The sequence below is a fragment of the Mesorhizobium sp. WSM3864 genome (assembly GCF_002294955.1).
Lineage (GTDB): Bacteria > Pseudomonadota > Alphaproteobacteria > Rhizobiales > Rhizobiaceae > Mesorhizobium.
In genome coordinates this window covers 140,995-163,105 of the sequence record NZ_NSGD01000006.1, presented here as the reverse complement: position 1 = coordinate 163,105, position 22,111 = coordinate 140,995, and the positions used below count along the sequence as shown (strand labels likewise).

General features: G+C 63.3%; 25 protein-coding genes. 11 read left to right on the top strand and 14 right to left on the bottom strand.

The genetic code is table 11. The features are described from left to right. Positions 1-89 precede the first annotated feature (89 nt). Positions 90-1,445, top strand: coding sequence for a formimidoylglutamate deiminase (locus CK215_RS15500; protein ID WP_095831512.1), 1,356 nt, complete (start codon positions 90-92; stop codon positions 1,443-1,445). A gap of 5 nt (positions 1,446-1,450) precedes the next feature. Continuing rightward, a complete protein-coding gene (gene hutC / locus CK215_RS15495; protein ID WP_095831426.1) occupies positions 1,451-2,194 on the top strand; it encodes a histidine utilization repressor in 744 nt (247 codons plus the stop codon). Positions 2,195-2,245: 51 nt separating this feature from the next. Here the strand turns inward: hutC and CK215_RS15490 are convergent, their stop codons facing one another. Then, complete coding sequence (locus CK215_RS15490) at positions 2,246-2,590, bottom strand: RidA family protein (protein WP_095778583.1); 345 nt, start codon at positions 2,588-2,590, stop codon at positions 2,246-2,248. Positions 2,591-2,820: 230 nt separating this feature from the next. Between CK215_RS15490 and aztA the strand changes: the two genes are divergently transcribed. From aztA to CK215_RS15470, 4 genes are all read left to right on the top strand, one after another. After that, positions 2,821-3,639, top strand: coding sequence for a zinc ABC transporter ATP-binding protein AztA (gene aztA, locus CK215_RS15485; protein WP_095831425.1), 819 nt, complete (start codon positions 2,821-2,823; stop codon positions 3,637-3,639). Beyond that, positions 3,639-4,514: a zinc ABC transporter permease AztB gene (gene aztB, locus CK215_RS15480; RefSeq protein ID WP_067000522.1), complete on the top strand. Its 876-nt coding sequence runs from the start codon at positions 3,639-3,641 to the stop codon at positions 4,512-4,514. The genes aztA and aztB overlap by 1 nt, the downstream gene beginning before the upstream one ends. Positions 4,515-4,539: 25 nt before the next feature. Continuing rightward, positions 4,540-5,481, top strand: a complete 942-nt coding sequence (gene aztC / locus CK215_RS15475; RefSeq protein WP_067000519.1) for a zinc ABC transporter substrate-binding protein AztC — start codon at positions 4,540-4,542, stop codon at positions 5,479-5,481. A 144-nt stretch (positions 5,482-5,625) separates the two neighbouring features. Further along, positions 5,626-5,964, top strand: coding sequence for a TIGR01244 family sulfur transferase (locus tag CK215_RS15470; protein ID WP_067000965.1), 339 nt, complete (start codon positions 5,626-5,628; stop codon positions 5,962-5,964). Between the two features lie 77 nt (positions 5,965-6,041). Here the strand turns inward: CK215_RS15470 and CK215_RS15465 are convergent, their stop codons facing one another. Next, complete coding sequence (locus CK215_RS15465) at positions 6,042-6,509, bottom strand: Lrp/AsnC family transcriptional regulator (protein WP_059187534.1); 468 nt, start codon at positions 6,507-6,509, stop codon at positions 6,042-6,044. 138 nt (positions 6,510-6,647) lie between these two features. Between CK215_RS15465 and hppD the strand changes: the two genes are divergently transcribed. After that, on the top strand, positions 6,648-7,763 hold the full coding sequence (hppD, locus tag CK215_RS15460; RefSeq protein ID WP_067000517.1) for a 4-hydroxyphenylpyruvate dioxygenase: 1,116 nt from the start codon (positions 6,648-6,650) through the stop codon (positions 7,761-7,763). 29 nt (positions 7,764-7,792) lie between these two features. Here hppD and CK215_RS15455 read toward each other — a convergent pair whose 3' ends face one another. The 5 genes from CK215_RS15455 to hmgA form a co-directional block, all read right to left on the bottom strand. Then, positions 7,793-8,110: a BrnA antitoxin family protein gene (locus CK215_RS15455; protein ID WP_067000515.1), complete on the bottom strand. Its 318-nt coding sequence runs from the start codon at positions 8,108-8,110 to the stop codon at positions 7,793-7,795. Continuing rightward, positions 8,097-8,357, bottom strand: a complete 261-nt coding sequence (locus tag CK215_RS15450) for a BrnT family toxin (RefSeq protein WP_095783194.1) — start codon at positions 8,355-8,357, stop codon at positions 8,097-8,099. The genes CK215_RS15455 and CK215_RS15450 overlap by 14 nt, the downstream gene beginning before the upstream one ends. 75 nt (positions 8,358-8,432) lie before the next feature. Then, entirely contained in the window at positions 8,433-8,969 is a 537-nt protein-coding gene (locus tag CK215_RS15445; protein WP_067000509.1) for a DinB family protein, read from the bottom strand. Between the two features lie 4 nt (positions 8,970-8,973). Further along, positions 8,974-9,999, bottom strand: a complete 1,026-nt coding sequence (locus CK215_RS15440) for a fumarylacetoacetate hydrolase family protein (RefSeq protein ID WP_095831424.1) — start codon at positions 9,997-9,999, stop codon at positions 8,974-8,976. Positions 10,000-10,105: 106 nt separating this feature from the next. Next, positions 10,106-11,419, bottom strand: a complete 1,314-nt coding sequence (gene hmgA, locus CK215_RS15435) for a homogentisate 1,2-dioxygenase (protein WP_095831511.1) — start codon at positions 11,417-11,419, stop codon at positions 10,106-10,108. A 134-nt stretch (positions 11,420-11,553) separates the two neighbouring features. On the opposite strand from hmgA, the gene CK215_RS15430 reads away from it, so the two are divergent. After that, positions 11,554-11,997: a MarR family transcriptional regulator gene (locus CK215_RS15430; protein WP_067330172.1), complete on the top strand. Its 444-nt coding sequence runs from the start codon at positions 11,554-11,556 to the stop codon at positions 11,995-11,997. 82 nt (positions 11,998-12,079) lie between these two features. On the opposite strand, the gene tdh is transcribed toward CK215_RS15430, so the two are convergent. The 3 genes from tdh to CK215_RS15415 are packed head-to-tail and all read right to left on the bottom strand — an operon-like array spanning position 12,080 to position 14,813. Then, the gene (gene tdh, locus CK215_RS15425) at positions 12,080-13,114 is read right to left on the bottom strand and encodes an L-threonine 3-dehydrogenase (RefSeq protein WP_095831423.1); all 1,035 of its coding nucleotides are present in this window, start codon (positions 13,112-13,114) and stop codon (positions 12,080-12,082) included. A gap of 40 nt (positions 13,115-13,154) precedes the next feature. Continuing rightward, complete coding sequence (locus tag CK215_RS15420) at positions 13,155-13,598, bottom strand: SRPBCC family protein (protein WP_095831422.1); 444 nt, start codon at positions 13,596-13,598, stop codon at positions 13,155-13,157. Positions 13,599-13,625: 27 nt separating this feature from the next. Further along, a complete protein-coding gene (locus CK215_RS15415; protein WP_095831421.1) occupies positions 13,626-14,813 on the bottom strand; it encodes a glycine C-acetyltransferase in 1,188 nt (395 codons plus the stop codon). 299 nt (positions 14,814-15,112) lie between these two features. On the opposite strand from CK215_RS15415, the gene CK215_RS15410 reads away from it, so the two are divergent. Continuing rightward, the gene (locus CK215_RS15410; RefSeq protein ID WP_095831420.1) at positions 15,113-17,182 is read left to right on the top strand and encodes an EAL domain-containing protein; all 2,070 of its coding nucleotides are present in this window, start codon (positions 15,113-15,115) and stop codon (positions 17,180-17,182) included. On the opposite strand, the gene CK215_RS15405 is transcribed toward CK215_RS15410, so the two are convergent. Next, positions 17,179-17,607, bottom strand: coding sequence for a MarR family winged helix-turn-helix transcriptional regulator (locus CK215_RS15405; RefSeq protein ID WP_095783187.1), 429 nt, complete (start codon positions 17,605-17,607; stop codon positions 17,179-17,181). The two genes, CK215_RS15410 and CK215_RS15405, sit on opposite strands and share 4 nt — an antisense overlap. Positions 17,608-17,776: 169 nt before the next feature. Here CK215_RS15405 and CK215_RS15400 point away from each other — a divergent pair, with 169 nt between their 5' ends. Further along, positions 17,777-18,184 carry a hypothetical protein gene (locus tag CK215_RS15400; RefSeq protein ID WP_095778570.1) on the top strand — a complete coding sequence of 136 codons (408 nt, stop codon included), beginning with the start codon at positions 17,777-17,779 and terminating at the stop codon, positions 18,182-18,184. A 124-nt stretch (positions 18,185-18,308) separates the two neighbouring features. On the opposite strand, the gene CK215_RS15395 is transcribed toward CK215_RS15400, so the two are convergent. Together CK215_RS15395 and CK215_RS15390 are read right to left on the bottom strand one after the other, a co-directional pair. Further along, on the bottom strand, positions 18,309-18,593 hold the full coding sequence (locus CK215_RS15395) for a hypothetical protein (protein ID WP_095831419.1): 285 nt from the start codon (positions 18,591-18,593) through the stop codon (positions 18,309-18,311). Next, the gene (locus CK215_RS15390; RefSeq protein ID WP_067000479.1) at positions 18,562-20,607 is read right to left on the bottom strand and encodes an NADH:flavin oxidoreductase; all 2,046 of its coding nucleotides are present in this window, start codon (positions 20,605-20,607) and stop codon (positions 18,562-18,564) included. Before CK215_RS15390 ends, CK215_RS15395 begins: the two co-directional genes overlap by 32 nt. Positions 20,608-20,806: 199 nt before the next feature. Between CK215_RS15390 and queF the strand changes: the two genes are divergently transcribed. Then, the gene (gene queF, locus CK215_RS15385; RefSeq protein WP_067330169.1) at positions 20,807-21,268 is read left to right on the top strand and encodes a preQ(1) synthase; all 462 of its coding nucleotides are present in this window, start codon (positions 20,807-20,809) and stop codon (positions 21,266-21,268) included. 16 nt (positions 21,269-21,284) lie between these two features. Here queF and CK215_RS15380 read toward each other — a convergent pair whose 3' ends face one another. Continuing rightward, positions 21,285-22,049 carry an alpha/beta fold hydrolase gene (locus CK215_RS15380; RefSeq protein ID WP_170950312.1) on the bottom strand — a complete coding sequence of 255 codons (765 nt, stop codon included), beginning with the start codon at positions 22,047-22,049 and terminating at the stop codon, positions 21,285-21,287. Between the last annotated feature and the right edge of the window lie 62 nt (positions 22,050-22,111).

Genomic DNA, 22,111 nt, shown 5'->3' with positions numbered 1-22,111 from the left:
CATTTGAAAGGATGACGATTATGTATATACATATTGGAACGCGACGCAAGTGTTAATGTCGCTCGGGCTTTCGGATTGGGAGTTTGGACGTGACGGTGATCTTTGCGGAACAGGCGCTGCTGCCCGGCGGTTGGCGGGGCAATGTGAGGATCGCATTCGAGGGCGGCCGTATCTCTGAAGTCGAAGCGGGCTCTTCGGCACACGTCGGCGACGAACGCCACGCCATCGTCCTGCCCGGCATGCCCAACCTGCATAGCCACGCCTTCCAGCGCGGCATGGCGGGACTTGCCGAGTTGCGCGGTCCCTCGGCCGACAGTTTCTGGAGCTGGCGCGAGGTGATGTACCGCTTCGCGCTGTCGATGACGCCGGACCAGGTCGAGGCGGTCGCGGCGCAGCTTTATGTGGAGATGCTGGAAGCCGGTTTTTCGCGCGTCGGCGAGTTCCACTACCTTCACCATGATCGCGACGGGCAGCCTTACGCAAACATCGCCGAGATGGCGGAGCGGATCGCGGCTGCCGCCGCCGACACCGGCATCGGACTGACGCTGCTGCCGGTCTTCTATGCCCATTCGGCCTTCGGCGGCGCTGCTCCCAACGAAGGCCAGCGGCGATTCATCAATGATGTCGAACGCTTCGGACGTCTGCTTGAGAAAACTCGCGAGGGCGTTCGCTCGCTTGAGCAAGCCGTCGTCGGCCTCGCGCCGCACAGCTTGCGCGCCGCAACGCCGGACGAACTCAACGCCGTTGCCGCAATGGCGCCGAACGGGCCGATCCACATCCATGTCGCCGAGCAGGTGAAGGAAGTCGAGGACTGCATCGCCTGGTCGGGCAAGCGTCCGGTCGAGTTCCTGCTCGGACATGCTGAGGTGGACAGGCGCTGGTGCCTGATCCACGCCACACACATGACCGAAGCCGAGACCATCGCCATGGCCAAGGCCGGCGCCATCGCTGGCCTCTGCCCGATCACCGAGGCCAATCTCGGCGACGGCATTTTCGCCGCCCCCTCGTTCATCGAACATGGCGGCCGCTTCGGTGTCGGCTCCGATTCCAATGTGCTGATCGGCCTGACGGACGAGCTTCGGCAGCTCGAATATTCGCAGCGCCTTGCCCACCGCGCCCGCAACGTGCTGGCGCGCGCCGGCGGCTCTACCGGCCGCGCGCTGTTCGATGCCGCGCTCGATGGCGGCAGCATCGCGCTCGGCGCCGGCCCCTCAACTCTCGCCGTCGGCAGTCCGGCCCATTTCGTCTCGCTCGATGCCAGCCACCCCTTGCTTGCCGGCAAGGCGGGCGATGCCATCCTCGACGCCTGGATCTTTGCCAATGGCAGCAAGGTCGATTGCGTCTGGGTGCATGGCAAGAAGCAGGTGAGCGGCGGCAGGCATGTCAAACGCGAGGCAGTCGCCGGGCGATTCCGCAAAGTGATGATGGCGCTTTCCGAGGGCTGATCCCGATGAGCATGGCCGAATCGGTAGAGATGGAAGACGGCGAGACCCTGTCGCTGCACCAGCGTATCCTGTCCGACATCCGGGAAAAAATACTGTCGGGTGCATGGGCGCCCGGCCACCGCATTCCGTTCGAGCACGAGCTGACGGCTCAATATGATTGTTCGCGCATGACGGTGAACAAGGCGCTGTCGCAGCTCGCCAAGGCGGGGTTGATCGAGCGCCGCCGCCGCTCGGGCAGCTTCGTGCGCCAGCCGCAGTCGCAGGCGGCGGTGCTGGAACTGCACGACATCAGGATCGAGGTCGAGGCGCTCGGCCTGCCCTATCGTTATAAACGGCTGGAGCGCATGAAACGGCGCGGCAATGCCGAGGATCGGTCGCTGCTTGGGCTATCTGCGGGTCCAGTGCTTTGGCTGGAGGGGCTGCATTTTGCCGGCGAACGGCCATTCGCGCTCGAGCAGCGCCTGATCAATCTTTTGGCGGTGGGCGAGGCCAGCGAGGAAGAATTTCTCGACATTGCGCCCGGCCCCTGGCTGATCGGACGCGTGCCGTGGAGCGAGGCCGAGCACCGTATCCGCGCCATGGCGGCTGACGAAACTATCGCCGACACGCTCGACATCGATCCCGGCGCGCCCTGCCTGGTGGTCGAGCGCCGCACCTGGAGCGCCGAGCATCCGGTCACGCATGTGCGCTTCATCTATCCGGCGGAAAGCCACACGCTTGTGGCGCGGTTCACGCCTTCGCAGGGATGAGCAATCTCCCCCTCGTGTGCCCACGAGGGGGAGATTGGCAGTTTTAGCGCCTTACAGCGCCGCCGTGATAATGATCTCGACCAGATATTCCGGGGTGGCAAGCTTGGCTTCGCCGGTGGCGCGGGCGGGCGTGTGGCCCTGCGGCACCCATTTGTCCCACTCCGAATTCATCTCGGCGAAGGTGCCCATGTCGGCCAGCCAGATGATCGCCTGCACGATCTTGGTCTTGTCGGTGCCAGCCTTGGCCAGCAATTCGTCGATGGTCTTCAGGATGTCGCGAGTCTGCGAGGCGACGTTGCCGCCGGGCTCACCGACCTGGCCGGCTAGATAGACGGTGTTGCCGTGAATGACGATCTGGCTCATGCGCGGGCCGACATCGATACGACGAATGCTCATGGGAGGTTCCTTCTTTTCTAGGGTCGCGCCTGTTTAGAGTCCGTGCCGGCTCCGGGCAAGGCCGACCAGCGCGAAACCGATTGAGCCAATTTATCGGCTCCGGACCGCTTCCGTGTACACGGCGAGTTGACCGATCTGGACACAATTCCGCCGAACCGGCGTGTTGACTAATGTAATAACATCACATATCGACGGGTACTCTCGAATTCGCGCCCGATCCGGAACGTCTGATGACAAATGCCTGCCTGACCTTCCGCGACCTGACGCTCGGCTACAACAGCCATCCGGCCATCCATCACCTCAACGGCACGGTCCGAAAAGGCTCGCTGACTGCGGTGGTCGGCGCCAACGGCTCGGGCAAGTCAACGCTGATGAAGGGCATCGTCGGCGTGCTAAAGCCGATGGAGGGCTCGGTTGTCCGCGCGTCCGGCGTGCGCACCGCCTATCTGCCGCAGCAGTCGGAGCTCGACCGCAGCTTTCCGGCGCGGGTGGTCGACCTGGTCTCGCTTGGCCTGTGGCCGAAGCGCGGCATGCTCGGACGCTACACCAAAGAGGATCGCGAGTCGGTCAGCAAGGCGCTGATGGCGGTCGGGCTCGGCGGCTTCGAGAAGCGGCCGATCGACACGCTCTCCGGCGGTCAGCTGCAGCGCACGTTGTTTGCCCGCGTGCTGTTGCAGGATGCCGACCTCATCCTGCTCGACGAGCCGTTCAATGCCGTCGACGCCAAGACCGTCGGCGACCTCGTCCAGCTGATAAAGCGCTGGCATGGCGAGGAGCGCACGATCATGGTGGTCGTCCACGACCTCGATCTCGTGCGACGGAATTTTCCCGAGACGCTGCTGCTCGCCCGCCAGTCTGTCGCCTGGGGCGACACAAAAGAGACGCTCAGGCCTGAAAACCTGCTCAAGGCGCGGCGTTTTCACGAGGCCTGGGAAGAGAACGCGCCCTGGTGCGAGCCCGATGACCATGGCCATGATCACGCACACGACCACCATGATCACGCTCATCGGCATGATCACCACCACGGTTCCGGACCGAGGGCGGCGTGATGGAGTTTCTCTACGGCCTGTTCATCCAGCCCTTCGCCGATTTCGCCTTCATGCAGCGGGCGCTGTTCGGCTCGCTGATGCTCTCGCTCGGCGCCTGCCCGGTCGGCGTCTTCCTGATGCTCAGGCGCATGAGCCTGTCGGGCGATGCGATGGCGCATGCCATCCTGCCGGGCGCCGCCGCGGGCTTCCTGTTCTATGGCCTCGAAATCCTGCCGATGACCGTCGGCGGGCTGATCGCCGGCATCATCGTCGCGCTCGGCGCGGGGGCGGTTTCACGCTTCACCATCCAGCGCGAGGACGCCTCGATGGCGGCCTTCTATCTGATCTCGCTCGCCATCGGCGTGCTGATGGTGTCGATCCGAGGCTCGAGCGTCGACCTGATGCATGTGCTGTTCGGCACCGTGCTGGCGCTCAACAACGAGGCGCTGATCCTGATCTGCGGCATCGTGGTTGTGACGCTCGCCTGCCTCGCCATCTTCTGGCGGGCGCTGGTCGCCGAATGCCTCGATCCGCTGTTCCTGCGCTCGGTGAGCCGCATGGGCAGCCCGGTCCATTTCATCTTTCTTGGGCTGGTCGTGCTCAACCTCGTCGGCGGCTTCCAGGCGCTGGGCACGCTGCTCTCGGTCGGGCTGATGATGCTGCCGGCCGCCGCCGCCCGCTTCTGGACCGTTCGCGTCGAGCCGATGTGCGCGCTGGCGGTGCTGATCGGCTTTGCCTCCTGCATAGCCGGACTGCTTTTGTCCTATCACGCCTCGCTGCCGTCCGGCCCGGCTATCATCCTTTCGGCCGGCGTCGTTTATTTCTGCTCGATCCTGTTCGGCACGCGCGGCGCGCTGCGCGCCCGTATCGTGCATCACCGCCACCGCACAGCTTAATCCCCAAGCAAGGAGACTCTTCCCAATGTTGAAATCCTTTCGCGCCGCCCTGGCGCTGAGCGTTATAACATTAAGCGCTTTCGCCGCATCGTCCGCTTTTGCGGCGCCGCTCAAGGTGGTGGCGAGCTTCACGGTCATTGCCGACTTTGCCAAGAATGTCGGCGGCGACCGCGTCAACATCACCACCATCGTCGGCCCGGACGGCGACGCGCATGTCTACGAGCCGACCCCGGCCGATGCGGTGGCGATGGCCGGCGCCGATGTCGTGCTGGTCAACGGCTTGCATTTCGAAGGTTTTTTGCAGCGCCTGGTCGACACCAGCGCCACCAAGGCGACGATCGTGACGCTGACCAAGGGCGTGACGCCAATCGCCTTCAAGCCGGAATTCGCCGATGCCGACGCGGCCGAAGGCGCCGGCACCGGCGGCGGCAAGACGGTCAACGACCCGCACGCCTTCCAGTCGATCGCCAATGCCAAGATCTATGTGAAGAATATCGCCGATGCATTCTGCGCCGCCGATAGCGCGGGCTGCGACAGCTACAAGGCCAATGCCGCCGCCTACACCCAGAAACTCGGCGCGTTGGAGGGCGAAGTGACCGCGGCGATCCAGGCGATCCCCGAGGCCAAGCGCGTCGTCATCACCTCGCATGACGCCTTCGGCTATTTCGAGCATGCATACGGCCTGACCTTCCTTGCTCCGCAAGGCATCTCGACCGATTCCGAGCCTTCGGCCGCCGACGTGGCCAAGCTGGTCAACCAGGTCAAGCAGGACAAGGCGGCGGCGATCTTCATCGAGAACATCACCAACCCCAGGCTCATCGAGCAGATCGCCAGCGAGACCGGCATCAAGGTCGGCGGCACGCTCTATTCCGATGCGCTGTCGCCGCCCGACGGCCCGGCCTCGACCTATATCGACATGATGCACAACAACATCGAGCAGTTCAAAGGCGCGCTGCTCGGAAGCTAAGCGGCATCATCCAACCGGGCTAAAACCGGCCCGGTTGGATTTTCCGCCCCGCACTCTCTATTTGGCAGAGAAATCCGGTGCTACGGATTGTCGCTAATGCCGCGCGGTGGCATGACTGCGGCCAAGGATTGCGAGGACGACGCTATGGAATACCGCCAGATCAGCGAAGACTATTCGGTCTCGGGGCAGATCCAGCCCGAGGACATCGTTGCCATCAAGGACGCCGGCTTCAAGAGCGTCATCTGCAACCGGCCGGACGACGAACAGCCCGGCCAGCCCTCGGCCGACAGCGTCAAGGCGGCCGCGGAAGCCGCGGGGCTCGCCTTCCGCTACATTCCGGTGATCAGCGGCCAGCTCACTATGGACAATGTCGAGGATCAGGCCGAGGCGCTCGACGAGCTCGAAGGCCCGGTCTTCGCCTATTGCCGCTCCGGCGCGCGCTGCACCAACCTCTATGGGCTGATCCAGCAGCAGAGGGGGTGAAAGCTTGCGCATTGGCGAGAGCCAATTCCGCAGGTTCGCGTTCCGTCGCCGTCGCATCCAACAAAGATCTCCGCAAACTAAATCGGCAGCGCGCCGGTCTCTTTCAGCGTTTCCAGCACGATCGCCGTCTTCACATGCTGCACCGATTCATGCGGCAGCAGCACGCCGTTGACGAACTCGGAAAGCGATTTGAGATCGGGCGTCACCACCTTCAGGATGTAATCCATCTCGCCGGTCAGCGCGTGCGCTTCCTGCACCTCGGGTAGCCGCGCCACCAACTCGCCGAAGCGGCGGGCATTGTCGCGGTTGTGGGTGGCCAAGGTCACCGAAATCACATTGACCAGCGAAAAGCCGAGACGGTCGCGGTCGAGCACGGCGCGATAGCCCCTGATATAGCCATCTTCCTCCAGCCGCTGGCGGCGGCGCGAGCATTGCGAGGCCGACAGGTTCACGCGCTCCGAAAGATCATTGTTGGTGAGCCGCGCATCGCCCTGCAGGAGCGCCAGTATCTTGCGGTCAAATTGATCAAGGCGCGCATCATCCATGGTTTTGTCCCCAATCATGCACAATCTGCGCACATTGTGGGCATTCCAGGCGGTTGAATGCAAGCACCATGCAGCCGTCCAGCGTTATTATGGTGAAAATCGGCCAAGCACGGCCGCAACAGCTTTCGGAGGAATGCCATGGGACCCTTCCCGCATGACGCCCCACCCGCCAAGATCAGCAAGGCGAATCCCGCCGGCACCGACGGCTTCGAATTCGTCGAGTTCGCGCATTCAGACCCGGCAAAACTTGCCGAGCTCTTTGCCCGCATGGGCTATATCGCGGTGGCGAAGCACCGCACCAAGGACATCACCGTCTGGCGCCAGGGCGACATCAACTATGTCGTCAATGCCGAGCCAGGCTCGCATGCGATGAAATTCGTCGAAAAGCACGGCCCCTGCGCCGCCTCGATGGCGTGGCGCGTGGTCGATGCGAAGCATGCCTTCGACCACGCCGTGTCGAAGGGTGCTGTGCCCTACGAGGGCACCGACAAGGCGCTCGACGCGCCGGCGATCGTCGGCATCGGCGGATCGCTCCTCTATTTCATCGAAACCTATGGCGACAAGGGCTCGGCTTACGATGCTGAGTTCGAGTGGCTTGGCGAGCGCAATCCGAAACCCGAAGGCGTCGGCTTCTACTACCTCGACCACCTGACCCACAATGTCTATCGCGGCAACATGGACAAGTGGTGGGACTTCTACCGCGACCTGTTCGGCTTCAAGCAGATCCATTTCTTCGACATCGACGGCAGGATCACCGGATTGGTCAGCCGGGCGATCACCTCGCCCTGCGGCAAGATCCGCATTCCGCTCAACGAGTCCAAGGACGAAACCAGCCAGATCGCCGAGTATTTGAAGAAGTACAATGGCGAGGGCATCCAGCACATTGCCGTCGGTACGGACGCGATCTACGATGCCACCGACAAGCTCGCCGCCAACGGGCTGAAGTTCATGCCCGGCCCGCCCAACACCTATTACGAGATGTCGCATGAGCGCGTGCACGGCCATGACGAGCCGATCGAGCGCATGAAGAAGCACGGCATCCTGATCGACGGCGAAGGCGTCGTCGACGGCGGTATGACCAAGATCCTGCTGCAGATCTTCTCGAAGACGGTGATCGGGCCGATCTTCTTCGAATTCATCCAGAGGAAGGGCGACGAAGGATTTGGCGAAGGCAATTTCCGCGCGCTGTTCGAATCGATCGAGCAGGACCAGATCAAGCGTGGCGTGATCAAGCTGGATGGCAGGGCGGCGTAGTCAGCCGAAAGACCAAGCCGCCGGCTACTCTAAAGGCCGGCGGCCTTCCTCAGAATTTCGTTGATTCGGCTCTGCCAGCCGGGCCCGCTGGCACGGAAACGAGCAACCACATCGCTGTCGAGGCGCAGCGTTACCTGCTTCTTCGGATTGTCGAGTGCCGGCCGACCACGCGAGCGAATGCTTTCGGCAAGGTCCGGAAACACGTCGGCGAAGGGACGAGCATTCCGAAAATCCTCCTCGGTCCATTCGGGATTGTCCGAAACCGCATCCCAATCTTCCTCGGTGAATCCCTTGCCTGACTTGAATCCGTTGTCCAGCTTTGTAGTGTTCAGCTTAGCTTTCGCCATCGAACAATCTCCTTTCCGTCTGGTTGGCCGCCCGCATTGAAATAACCGAGATGCCTTCGGAGCCAAGCCGGGAAAAGACCACTGCAACAACGCCGCCGCCGACTACCCGACCAATCGCCATGAAACGGCCGGATTTGGCCGCCCGGATCGCCGAGGCAAGGAAAAACTCCTCGTCTAGCGCCGCGAAATCCAAGCCGTGTTTGTCAATGTTGGCCAACCGTTTAGGTTCATCCCAGACGATCTGCATCTGAATTTATGTACCTACATGAATTAAGTCAATAATTTTCGTAACTACAATAATTCCCGAAGCGTTCTCGCTTGTTCACAACCCAAGCCGCTCGACCTCGTCCTTCCTGAGCTTAATGTCGTAATCGAGCAAAAACTCATCCAATTGCGGTGGGGAGACCGAGGTGCCCGACAGCATCGCGTGCACCTGGCCGCGATGGTGGATGTCGTGCAGGAAGACATGGGCGAGGATGTCGCCGATCCTTTCGGGGATCATGCCGTCCTCGCGGCGGTCGGTGATGACGCGGCGGTCGAGATCTGCCTCCGACAGGCCGTCGCAGAAGGCGACAAGCCTGCGGTCAAAATCGGTCTGTGCAGCGGCCAGGCGTGACGCATCGTCGAACGGTGTGAAGTCGTCATAGGCCGCAGCACCGAGGCCGCCATCGGTCAGAAAATCGAGATAGAGACGATCGACCGCGAGGATGTGGTTGAGCGTCTCCTTGATCGAGGGAAAGAAACTGGTTCGACCAGCCTCGAACTCGCCGGGCTGAAGCTCCAGGACGGCGCGGTAGAGCCGGTCGTTCGACCACAAATTGTTGCGAGCCATGCGGCGAAGATGCTCGAGCAGGGTCACCTTTTCAGGTTCCTTTCTCCCCCTCGTACTTCTCGACCTTCTGCTCGATGGCGCCGAAGATCGAATGGCCGGCCTTGTCCTTCATCTCGATGCGCACCGTGTCGCCGAAGCGCAGGAACGGGGTCTTCGGCTCGCCGCTCTCGATGGTCTCGATCATGCGCAGCTCGGCGATGCAGGAATAGCCGGCGCCGCCTGCCGCGACCGGCCTGCCTGGCCCATCATTCAGCTTATTGGAGACGGTGCCGGAGCCGATGATGGTGCCGGCGGCAAGCGGCCGCGTTTTCGCGGCATGCACGATCAAGGCCGGGAAATCGAAGGTCATGTCGATGCCGGCATTGGCACGGCCGAACGGTTTGCCGTTGAGATCGGCGAGCAGCGGCAGGCTGACCTTGCCGCCGTCCCAGGCATCACCAAGCTCGTCCGGCGTCACCGCGACCGGCGAGAAAGCAGAAGACGGCTTCGACTGGAAGAAGCCGAAGCCTTTTGCCAGTTCCGGCCCCGTGATGGCGCGAAGCGTCACATCATTGACCAGCATGACGAGGCGGATGGCCTCGCGCGCCTCGCCCAGCCCGGCGCCCATCCGCACATCGCCGACGATGACGGCAACTTCCGCCTCCATGTCGATGCCGAAGGCTTCGTCGGCCATGCGGATCGGATCGCGCGGCGCAAGGAAGGAGTCCGAGCCGCCCTGGTAGATCAGCGGATCGGTCCAGAAACTCGCCGGCATCTCGGCGCCGCGCGCCTTCCGCACCAGCTCGACATGGTTCACATAGGCCGAGCCGTCCGCCCATTGATAGGCGCGCGGCAGCGGCGAATGCGCGTCATGCTCGTGAAAGCGGGCCGAGGGCACCGCGCTGGTCTCGAGCGATTCCGCCATCGCCGCCAGATGCGGCGCCAAGCGCCCCCAATTGTCGAGCGCAGCCTGCAGCGTCGGCACCAGGAAAGAAGCGTCGGTGAACCGCGTCAGATCGCGCGAGACCACGACCAGTTTCCCGTCGCGCGTCCCGTTCTTCAAAGTGGCAAGCTTCATGCGGTTTCCTCTCCTCGCGGGCTTTGTGCCGCTCGTCCCACAACAAGGCCGTCGCGAGTGATCGTCAAGCCACCCGCCGATGTTTTCCTGACTCTGACTTCACCAATCAGGACCAGTCGCCTTCCGGCGTGCCGTTGAAGCGCTTCCTCAGGTCGGCCCAGCAGTCGATGTAGTTCGCCTGCAAGGTGTCGAGTTCGGCGGCGTAGCGCGTCAGCATCTGCGGAAAGCGCGTCTCGAACATGAAGGCCATGGTGTTGTCGAGCTTGACCGGTTTCAAGTCGGCGCGGGAGGCCTTCTCAAAGCCGGAGGCGTCGGGTCCGTGCGCCAGCATCTGGTTATGCAGGCTGATGCCGCCGGGGACAAAACCTTCCTCCTTGGCATCGTACTGGCCGTGGATCAGGCCCATGAACTCGCTCATGATGTTGCGGTGGTACCAGGGCGGCCGGAAAGTGTTTTCGGCCACTAGCCAGCGCGGCGGGAAGATGACGAAGTCGACATTGGCCGTGCCCTCCTCGCCGCTCGGCGCCGTCAGCACGGTGAAGATCGACGGGTCTGGGTGATCGAAGAGGATCGCGCCGACCGGCGAAAACGTCGCCAGATCATATTTATAGGGCGCGTAGTTGCCGTGCCAGGCGACGACGTCGAGCGGCGAATGGCCGAGCTCGGTGACGTGGAAAGTGCCGCACCATTTGACGATCAGCCGGCATGGCGTCTCCTTCTCCTCGAACCAGGCGCAGGGGGTCTTGAAGTCGCGCGGATTGGCCAGGCAATTGGCGCCGATCGGGCCGCGGTCGGGCATGGTGAATTTTGCCCCGTAGTTCTCGCAGACATAGCCGCGCGCCTGACTGTCGGCGAGCTCGACCTTGAAGACGAGGCCGCGCGGCAGCACCGCGATCTCGCCAGGGCGAAGCTCGATGGCGCCCATCTCGGTGACAAAGCGCAGCGTGCCGACCTGCGGCACGATCATGAGCTCGCCGTCGGCATTGAAGAAATGGTCGTCGACCATCGAGCGGTTGGCGACATAGACATGCGCCGCCATGCCGGACTGGCCGACCGCGTCGCCGGCCGTAGTCATGGTGCGTATGCCGGAAATGAAGTCGGTCGGCTCGGTCGGGATCGGCACCGGGTTCCATCGGTACTGGCCGAGTGCCAGCTCGTGATCGCCGACGTTGGGCGCAGTCTTCCACATGGGATAGCTCGCGCCCTTGAAGCGGCCGGTATGTCTCACGCTTGGGCGGATGCGGTAAAGCCAGGAGCGCTCGTTAGTGCCGCGCGGCGCGGTGAAAGGCGAGCCGGAAAGCTGCTCGGCATAGAGCCCGTAGGCCGGCCGCTGCGGCGAGTTGCGGCCCTGCGGCAGCGATCCCGGCAGCGTCTCGGTCTCAAAATCATTGCCGAAGCCCGGCATATAGGAAAAGGCCATCCGATCCTCCCTGATCCCGGGCTGCGCCCTCAGCGTTGAGGAAGACTTTCCGGTGATGTTGACCAAACTGGTTTCATTTGTAACCATCGAAAATGTAACTATCAACGCCGAACCCCGCATCGATGGTGCGCCAAATGAAACCGGAAATTCTCGAGCTAGAAAACTTCCTGCCCTACCGGCTCTACCGGCTGGCTGACACCGTGAGCCGCGAATTCTCGCGCATCTACAAGGAGCGCCACGGTCTGACGCGGCCGGAATGGCGCACGCTCTCAGGCCTCGGCCAGCGCGGGATGATGACGGCGACGGAACTCGGCGAGCAGTCGGCCATGCACAAGACCAAGGTGTCGCGCGCGGTCGCCGAGCTCGAACGCCGGCGCTGGCTGACAAGAGCGCCGGACGAGAACGACCGCCGCGTCGAGCATCTGACGCTGACCAAGGCGGGGCTCGCCGCTTACCGGGAAATGGTGCCGCTGGCGAAGGCGTTTGAAAGGGAGCTGCTGGCGAGGCTGAGCGCGGAAGAGAGAGCGGCGATTGTCAGAGGGGTGGCAGCACTGGAAGAGGCTTTATCTTCTTCGTAGCGATCCTTCACACCCCCTCTGTCCGGCAGGCCAAAGAGGGAGCTGTCCCGCAGCATTGCCAGGATGCTGCTTCAACCAAACCTTACCAGTCCATCACCACTTTGCCGGAACTGCCGCTGCGCATCGCATCGAACCCAACCTGGAAATCGTCGATGCCGATGCGATGCGTGATCAGACCCGAGACATCCAGCGGCCCCTGCACCAGGGCGATCATCTTGTACCAGGTCTCGAACATCTCGCGCCCGTAGATGCCTTTGAGATGCAGCATCTTGAAGATGACCTTGTTCCAGTCGATCTCGAAGCCGGTGGGAGCGATGCCGAGGATGGCGATCTTGCCGCCATTGTTCATGGTGTCAATCATGTCGCGGAAGGCTGGCGCGGCGCCCGACATCTCCAGCCCGACGTCGAAACCTTCGGTCATGCCGAGTGCCGGCATCACCTCGCGCAGCTTCTCCTTCGAGGCGTCGACCACATGCTGGACGCCGAGCTTGCGCGCCAGTTCCAGCCGGACCGGATTGATATCGGTGATGACGACCTTCCTGGCGCCGACACACTGCGCGACCAGCGCGCCCATGATGCCGATCGGTCCGGCGCCGGTGACCAGCACATCCTCGCCGACCAGGTCGAAGGACAGTGCGGTGTGGACGGCATTGCCTAGTGGATCGAAGATGGCCGCGATCTCATCCGGCACGTCGTCGGGGATCGGCACGACATTGTGCTGCGGGATCGCTACATACTCGCCGAAGGCGCCGGGCCGGTTGACACCGACGCCGAGCGTGTTGCGGCAGAGGTGCCCTCGCCCCGCGCGGCAGTTGCGGCAGTGGCCGCAGACGATGTGGCCCTCGCCCGAGACGCGCTGTCCGACCTTGTATTCGGTGACGGCCGCGCCGAAATCCGCGACGGTCCCGACAAATTCATGGCCGGTCACCATCGGCACCGGCACGGTCTTCTGCGCCCACTGGTCCCAATTGTAGATGTGGACGTCGGTGCCGCAGATCGCGGTCTTCCTGACCTTGATCAGCACGTCGTTGGGGCCGATCTCCGGCACCGGCACTTCTTCCATCCAGATGCCCGGCTCGGCCTTGGCCTTCACCAGCGCCTTCATCATGTTGGACATCGAACACTCCCCAGAAAATCTTCCCCGTCCTGACGGATCATCAACCTGCCGCTTCCAGGATGTTCTTCAGCCGCAGCAGATCGCGGTCGGTCGAACGCCGGACAGCCACGGCTATGAGCGGGGTCATGAGACGGGAAAAGCCGGCCGGCGAGCCGCGATTCCGGAGCGTCATATGCGTGCGGCCCTCGCCGGAATCCCGCCATCCATAGCTCGTCTCCATCGGAAACGGTCCTTCGTCGGATCGCATCACCAGCCTCTCGCCCGGCACGAGATCCAGGATCTCGTAGGTATAAGCGAGCCGCCGTCCGAGGAACTGGGCTACGAAGGTAATTCTCGATCCTATCTGGGCCGGTCGGGGAGTCTTCCATTCCACCGATTTGATGTTGACGTACCAGCGCGGAACATTGTCCGGATCGGAAGAAAAGGCGGCGACAACCGCGCGCGGCCTGGCGATCTCGATACTGCTCGTCACATCGATCGCCATGGTCCACTTCCATTGCCGGCGGCACCGTCAAGCGATTACACCCAGTTCCTTCCCGACCTCGCCGAATACCTCGACGGCGCGATCGATATCGGCGCTGGAGTGCGCCGCCGACATCTGGGTGCGGATGCGCGCCTGGCCTTTGGGCACCACCGGGAACGAAAAACCGATGACGTAGATGCCGCGCTTCAGCATGCGAGCCGCCATCTCCTGCGCAAGGGCGGCGTCGCCCAGCATTACCGGGATGATCGGATGATTCGCGCCGGCAAGCGTAAAGCCGAGCTTGCCCATTTGAGACCGGAAGCGTTCCGCATTGGCATATAGGCGGCGGCGCAGCGCATCGCCATTGCGGATCAGCTCGAAGACTTTCAGCGAGGCGCCGGCGATCGCCGGCATCAGCGTGTTGGAGAAGAGATAGGGCCGCGAGCGCTGGCGCAGCCAGTCGACCACCTGTTTCTTCCCCGCGGTATAGCCGCCGGATGCGCCGCCCAGCGCCTTGCCGAGCGTGCCCGTGATGATGTCCACCCTGCCCTCGACGCCGCAGTGCTCGGCCGAGCCGCGGCCGTTCTTGCCGACGAAGCCGACGGCATGGCTGTCGTCGACCATGACCATGGCGTCGCATTTCTCGGCGAGGTCGCAGACTCCTTGCAGGTTGGCGATGATGCCGTCCATCGAGAACACGCCGTCGGTGGCGATCAGCCGGAAGCGGCAGTCCTTCGCCTCCTTCAGCCGCGCCTCGAGGTCGGCCATGTCGTTGTTGGCGTAGCGGAAGCGCTTGGCCTTGGAGAGCCGCACCCCGTCGATGATCGAGGCGTGATTCAGCGCGTCCGAGATGACGGCGTCTTCCTCGCCGAGCAGCGTCTCGAACAGGCCGCCATTGGCATCGAAGCAGGAGCCGTAGAGAATGGTGTCGTCCATGCCGAGGAAGGAAGAGATGGTGGCTTCGAGCTCTTTGTGTTCTTCCTGGGTGCCGCAGATGAAGCGCACCGACGCCATGCCGTAGCCATAGCGGCCGAGCGCCTGCTTCGCCGCATCGCGCAGCTCGGGGCTGTCGGCGAGGCCGAGATAGTTGTTGGCGCAGAAATTCAGCACCTTCTGGCCGGCGACCTCGATCAGGGCCGACTGCGTGGAGGAAATCACCCGCTCGGACTTGTAGAGCCCGGCCGATTTCAGGCCTTCAAGCTCGTTGTCGATGTGGGAGAGAAACGCTGCGCTCATCGTCTGGCCCCGTTTGTTTGATGCGGACTGTCGCGCTGCGGACAAGAAAAATCCATCGCAAAAACGACCGCTTCGGTGGAGTTGCGCAAGCCGCGCCGCAGCCCGTTCAGCGCAACTGGAGAAGGATGTGTTCAAATGCGACGATCTGCGAAAGGACATAATAACCATACTGTCAGCTTTGTCGCGCCGCGAGCTCCGGCGCCGTGCCGGTTTGCCGAGCTGTTAACCCTTTCACGTCAAGGGTTCTGGCGCCGCATATTCATGGCAGGAATCCGTCGATCGGGAGGGGTCACTCAGTTATGTCGCAGCAGCCGGTGCACAGCGTTTCGCGCAAGCTGATTCTGCTGATCAAGAGCGGCTACTGGCTGGCCTTGCTGATCATCGCCGCCATGGTGATGGCTTCCTTCATCCTGCTGCAGCAGTTGATGGCGCAGCAGCAGCATAACGACGCGCTGCTCAACATCGTCTCCACGCAGAAGGCGCTGTCGCAGCGCATCGTCTTCCTGGCCAGCGCGACCGGTGCGGCCCCGCGCGACAAGCAGCCGGCGCTGGTCACCGCGCTCAAGCAGGCAACGGGCGAGTTCGAGACCAATTACGACCGGCTGCTCAAGGAGACCGGCGCCGATCCGCTATCGCCGGCGCGCAACGATCCGCAATCGATCGAATATGTGCTGTTCAGCAAGCCGTTCCATCTCGACTATTTCTCCGTCGGGCTTATCGCCAACGGCGATCGACTGGTTTCATCATTTGCATCCCAGCTCGGCATGCAAAGCGACGGCTATAAGGGCGGCGGCGAGCGCGTCGGCCTCGACGCCTCCGTCGCCAATGCGACTTTGTCCGGCTATGCCGCGCTCGGCCAGCGCATCAGCGCCTTCGCCACCGAGCGGTCGGATGAGATGCTCAGCCTGCACCGCACGCTGTTCTTTGCCACCATCGGCGTCATCGTGCTGGTCGCGCTATTCATCTTCCGGCCGATGTCCAAGGCCATCCTGCGCAAGACGCATGAACTGGTCGACGCCCGCAATTCGATGGCCTTCATCGCCGTGCATGACGGCCTGACCGGCTTGCACAACCGCACCTTCCTCACCGATCATTTCGACACGCTGATCAAGGGCGCGCATCGTCGCCGCGAGCGGCTGGCGGTGATCCAACTCGACCTCGACCGCTTCAAGCAGATCAACGACACGCTGGGGCACGCGGCGGGCGACTATGTGCTTGTCGTCACCGCGCAACGCATGCGCGATTCCTGCCGCGCATCGGATCTTTGCGCCCGTCTGGGCGGCGACGAGTTCGTGATGATCCTCAACGGCGCCGGCAGCACCGAGGACATCCATGCACTGGCCAAGCGCATCATCGCCAACATCAACGAGCCGATCACCTTCCAGGGCACGACCATAATGCCTGGCGCCAGCGCCGGCATCGCCGTCTATCCAGTCGACGCCGACAACGCGCAGGACCTGCTCGTCCATGCCGATCTCGCCCTCTATTCGGCCAAGAAGCTCGGCGGCGGCAGCTTCTCCTTCTTCTCCGAAGAGCTGCGGCGCGAGCTCGACTACCGCAAGCAGCTCGAGCAGGACATCCGCACGGCGATCGCGGAAAAGATCTTCGAGGTCTATTTCCAGCCTCAAGTGTCGCTCACCAGCGGCAAGATCAGCGGTATCGAAGCACTGGTGCGCTGGAAACACGCCACGCGCGGCATGATCTCGCCCGGCGAATTCATCCCGGTGGCGGAGAAGTGCGGCTTCATGCCGGATATCGGCCGCATCGTCATCAGCAAGGCGATCAACGAAGCCGCCGAATGGGATCGCGCCGGCATCGATTTCGGACGCATCGCCGTCAATGTCTCGGGCACCGAGCTGCGCGAGCCGGATTTCGACAATTTCCTGTTCGGAACGCTGGAGCGGGCAGGGCTTGCGCCGCAGAAGCTGTCGCTGGAAATCGTTGAATCCGTCATCCTCGACGACGAGAAGACCGGCATCGCCGCCAAGCTCAGGCATATCCGCGCGGCGGGCGTCCATCTCGAGCTCGACGATTTCGGCACGGGCTATGCTTCACTCAGCCATGTCAACCCGAACGAGATCGATCGGCTGAAGATCGACCGCCGCTTCGTCCAGAATATCAACGAGAACGGCGACAACACCAAGATCGTGCGCGCCATCACCGAGCTTGCCCGCGGGCTCGGCATCTCGATCGTCGCCGAGGGCGCGGAAACGGAGGCCGAGCTCGACTCGCTGATGGCGATCGGCTGCGACCAGGTGCAGGGCTATTCGATCGCCTTCCCGATGCCGCAGGACAAGGCGCGCGAATGGCTTACCGCGCGCAGCCCGAAGAAGGCGAAGCTCAAGGTGCTGCAGGGCAGCCGGGCTTAACCTCCCACATTCGCCCGAAGCGCCGCCAGCACCTCGGCGAATTCCGCAAGCCGGTCGTCCGGCAGCCCAGCTCTCAGCCTTTTGTCGAAGGCGACGGCCTCGAGGCGCAACTTCTCGAACAGCGCTTCGCCGGTTTCGGTCAGCGCCACCTGATGCACCCTGCGGTTCTGCGGATCGCGGCGGCGCGTCAGCAGCCCTTGCGCCTCCATGGCGTTGAGGTGATGCGTCAGCGTCGCGCCCTGGATGCCGATCATGCCGGCAAGCTCGCGCTGGTTGGCCAGTTCCTTCGACTTGACCGAGAGCAAGGTCACCCAGACCGGCAGCGTTCCGCCGACCTCCACCAAGGCAGCGTCAAAGGCCTGCGCCACCAGTTTGGCGGTGCGCGCGAGATTCATGCCGATGGGCGGGCGATCAAATGGCGTCATGGCTGGACACTAGAACAAGCAACGGGTTGGCGAAACTTCGCATGAAGCATTGACATCTAACTGTTAGATATCTAACTTTGTCTTATTAACGTTGTCGGACCCAGCCGAAAGGCAAACCCGACAGGCAAAGCGTCACACCGGTGGCGGGGCGAACGAGAGGAATGCAGTCATGCAATATGTCTACATCGTCGTCATCGGCCTGCATGTTATGGCCGGCGTCTTCTGGGCCGGCACGACCATTGCGGTTGCCCGTGATCCGGAGATCAAGGCGGAGCGCTTTATCCGGCCGCAACTCGGCGCCTCCGGCATGGTCTTCTTGACCGGTCTGCTGCTCTGGTATTTCTTCCACGAAGGCGCTTTCGGCCCGATGGAAATGGTGCTGGCGCTGGGCATTGCGACAGCGCTGATCGCCGCCGGCGTGCAGGGCGCCCTTGTAGCCTCTTCCAGCAGGCAACTGGCAGGTGCCGATGCGGCGACGCAAGCGCAGTTGCGCGCGAAAATGACCAAAGGCGAACGCCTTGCCGGCGGGCTGCTGGTCATCACCGTATTGTGCATGGCCACGGCCAGGATGTTCTGACCGTCAACGGCTCGCGCGGTACCGGTGCGGGCCGGCGGCCGCGCGCGGCGCACCGGACCAACGCGGCAGGTGGCTCTCCTTGTGACGGTCCGGTGCGTTCCCCAGTGCGGCCGTCGCCGGCGCATCAGATCACCTCAACGGAACCGCCGCGCAGATTTTCCCGTCGCAGCTTTGTGTAGGTGCGCATGTTGGGCGCGATGCGAAAACCTTCCAGCCTGACGTCCTCAAGCGCTGCCGCCCAGCCAAGCGCTTCATCACGGCCACCATATGTTTCGATCGTCGCGGCGAGATCCTCGCGGCCCAGTTGCCTGGCCAGGATGGCGCAGGCCGCGACCCGCGTTTCGATGATTCCAGCCTGGCCAATGGAGGACCCAGGTTCAGATCCGGATGCCGAACCTGATGCCGTCATAGATGGCGGCGTGGATGTTGCGCGAGGCGACTGCGTCGCCGATGCGGAACAGAACAAAGCCGCCTTCCGGATTGCGTGGCGGAAAAATGTCGCCGCCGCTTACCAGCCGCTCGTAGTCGACCGCGCCGCCATTCTTCGACAGCGGCTTCAGCGCGAGGTAGAGATCGTCGAGCGGCGCGGTGCCATGCTCGACGACCACCTGGTCGACACGCCGCTCGCCGCGCCAGCCATCGGCGAAGTCCGACGCCAGCTCGGCGATGAGCTGGTTGCCCTCGCGTCGCACGGAGCGCAGACGGGCGTTGATGGTGACGGTGACGCCTTTCTCGTGAAAAGCGCGCATATAGGGCACGTGGTTCAGGCCGCCCATTTCCGGCGCGAAGAAGCGCTCCGGTGAGACCAGCTCCAGCTTCGAGCCGCTGTTGGCTATCAATTCCGCCGCGCCCATGCCCTGATGGCCGCCATTGTCGTCATAGAGCAGCACGCTCTCGGCCGGCTTGACGCTGCCGGCCATGATGTCCCAGCTCGAGGTGACGAGATTGTCGCCCGCTGCCAGCGGCGGGTTCTGCGGCAGGCCGCCGGTGGCGACAATCACCACATCCGGCGAAAGTGCGAGGACATCGTCTTTTTCGGCCCATGTGTCGTAGCGGATCTCGACGCCGAGGCGATCGAGCTCGGCAAGCCGCCAGTCGATGATGCCGATCAGCTCCTTGCGGCGCGGATTTTGCGTCGCGAGCCGCACCTGGCCGCCGGCCTGGCTGGACGCTTCGAGGACCGTCACCTGATGGCCCCGTTCGGCGGCGACACGCGCAGCTTCCAGACCGCCCGCCCCGGCGCCGACGACCACCACCCGCCTCTTCGGCCCTTCGCTTTTCGCGATGACATGCGGGATCGTCGCTTCGCGGCCGGTGGCGGCGTTGTGGACGCAGAGCGCCTCACCGCCTTCATAGATGCGATCGAGGCAGTAGGTGGCGCCGACGCAAGGCCGGATCTCGTGCTCGCGCCCTTCCATCACTTTCCTGATGATATGCGGATCGGCGATATGGGCGCGCGTCATGCCGACCATGTCGAGCTTGCCGGAGGCGATCGCATGACGCGCGGTCGCGACATCGGATATCCGCGCCGCGTGGAAAGTCGGGAATTTCGTCGCCGCCCTCACCTCGCCGGCGAAATCGAGATGCGGCGACGAGCGCATGCCGGCCACCGGGATGACCTTGGTCAGCGCCGCGTCGGTCTCGATCGAGCCGCGGATGATGTTGAGGAAATCGACCTTGCCGGAGCCAGCCAGACGTTTCGCGATCTCGACGCCCTCCTCCTTCGACAGGCCTTTTTCGAAATCCTCGTCGGCGACCATGCGGATGCCGACGACGAATTTCTCGCCGACCGCGGCGCGAACCGCATCCAGCACCATGTTGGTGAAGCGCAGCCGGTTGTCGAGCGAGCCGCCGAAATCATCGTCGCGATGGTTGGTGGCGGGCGACCAGAAGCCGTCCATCAGATGGCCGTAGGATTCGAATTCGATGCCGTCGAGGCCGGCCGCCTGGCAGCGCTGGGCGGCGGAAGCATAATCGGCAACGATGCGCTCGATGTCCCAGTCCTCGATGGTCTTGGGAAAGGCGCGATGCGCCGGCTCGCGCACCGGCGAGGCGGAAAGCACCGGCAGCCAGTCGGCCTTGTTCCAGCCGGTGCGGCGACCGAGATGGGTGATCTGGATCATGACCTTGCAGTCATGCTCATGACAGGCATCCGCAAGTTCGGCGAGCCACGGCACGATGGCGTCGTCATAGACATGCAGGTTGCCGAAGGCGGCCGGGCTGTCGCGTGACACGATGGCAGAGCCCGCTGTCATCGTCAGCGCCATGCCGCCCTTGGCCTTCTCGGCGTGGTAGAGCCGGTAGCGCTCCTTCGGCATGCCGTCCTCGGAATAAGCCGGCTCATGGCTGGTCGACATCACCCGGTTCTTCAGCGTCAGGTGCTTGAGCTGATAAGGTTGGAGAAGCGGGTCGTTGCTGGTCATCGTCTTCCTGCCGTATCAAATTGCGCGGGAGCTGCTCCCGCTTCCATTTCACGCATCGGATTCATCCGAAAACCGCTGCGCGGCTTTCGCTCCAATGCTAATGAGCCGCCAAACCCGCCGGGTCCGTTCGATCGCGGCGCACTTTCAACTGATTGCACCTGCCGCTCTTGCAATCATCGGCGGCAGCAAGGAGCCATCGATGACCGACGCCAAAAACCTGACCCAGCTCGGCAAACACGTCGAGACGCCGCAGAGTCCCGAACAGGCAGTCCTGGAAACCGTGCCGTTCGAGCGAGGCGACGGCCCGCCCGCGATCGTGCGCTTCACCTGCCCGGAATTCACCTCGCTCTGCCCGGTCACCGGCCAGCCCGACTTCGCCCACATCGTCATCGACTACGCGCCCGACAAGACGCTGGTGGAATCGAAGTCGCTGAAGCTGTTCATGACCTCGTTCCGCAACCATGGCGCCTTTCACGAGGAATGCACCGTCATGATCGGCCGCCGCATCGTCGAAGCGACCAAGCCGCTCTGGCTGCGCGTCGGCGGCTACTGGTTCCCGCGGGGCGGCATCCCCATCGACGTCTTCTGGCAGACCGGCGCGCCGCCCGAAGGCGCCTGGCTGCCCGACACCGGGGTCGCGCCATATCGCGGGCGCGGGTGAGTTTATCGAGCGGCCATCAGACATGGCCGGCCGCATTGGTTCGGCACAGGTTGGTCGCAAGAAACGGAACGACCGAAATGCGATAGCGTTGCTGGTCGTGGCGCAACAGATCGACATGACCGGCGCCGTTGAACCAGACCAATTGCGAGGCAGCGGCTTTTTTCAGCGCCATTACCTGCCCGTGGTCTATAAAGGGATCCTCGCCGCCGGCGAGCAAGAGTAACGGCTTGCCGATTTCGCCGAGGCGGTCGACCGGCCTGACATCGTCGGCGCTTATTCCGAGCCGAAGCGGCATCTGCGCCAGAAGGACATCCGCTTGGAGGCTACGCAGCATGCTGAACGGCATTCGACGAGCCGTCGTCTCGCGCAATGTCGCGTAGAGCTGTTCCAGCACGTAGGCATCGGCGATCGCCTTCGGTGCAGCAAAGACAAAGGCTGCCGCTCCCAGCGAGGATCCCACGGCGCCGATCTTTTGCCCGGGGAAGCGCTGTCGTGCATATGTCAGGATGCGGACAGCGTCCTGCCCTTCAATGTAGCCGAAGCCTTGTACGGTTCCGCCGCTCTCGCCGTGCCCCGACAGATCGAACAGGGCAACCGAATAGCCGCTATCGGATAGCAGTTTTGCGCGTTGCAGCATCGCTAGCCTGTTGGCGCCGCGCCCGTGCAACAGGACGATCGCACCGCAACTGTCCTTTCGACCAATCACCCAACCGACAAGTTCGGGCGCACCAGCCTGGTTGAGCACGACGCGCTCGACGGGCACCTCGCTCGGCGCCGTCAAGTTCTGACGGAGCCCGCGGGTGATCAGCGTTGTTCCAGCCGCCCAGTCGGCCGCGCAAAGTC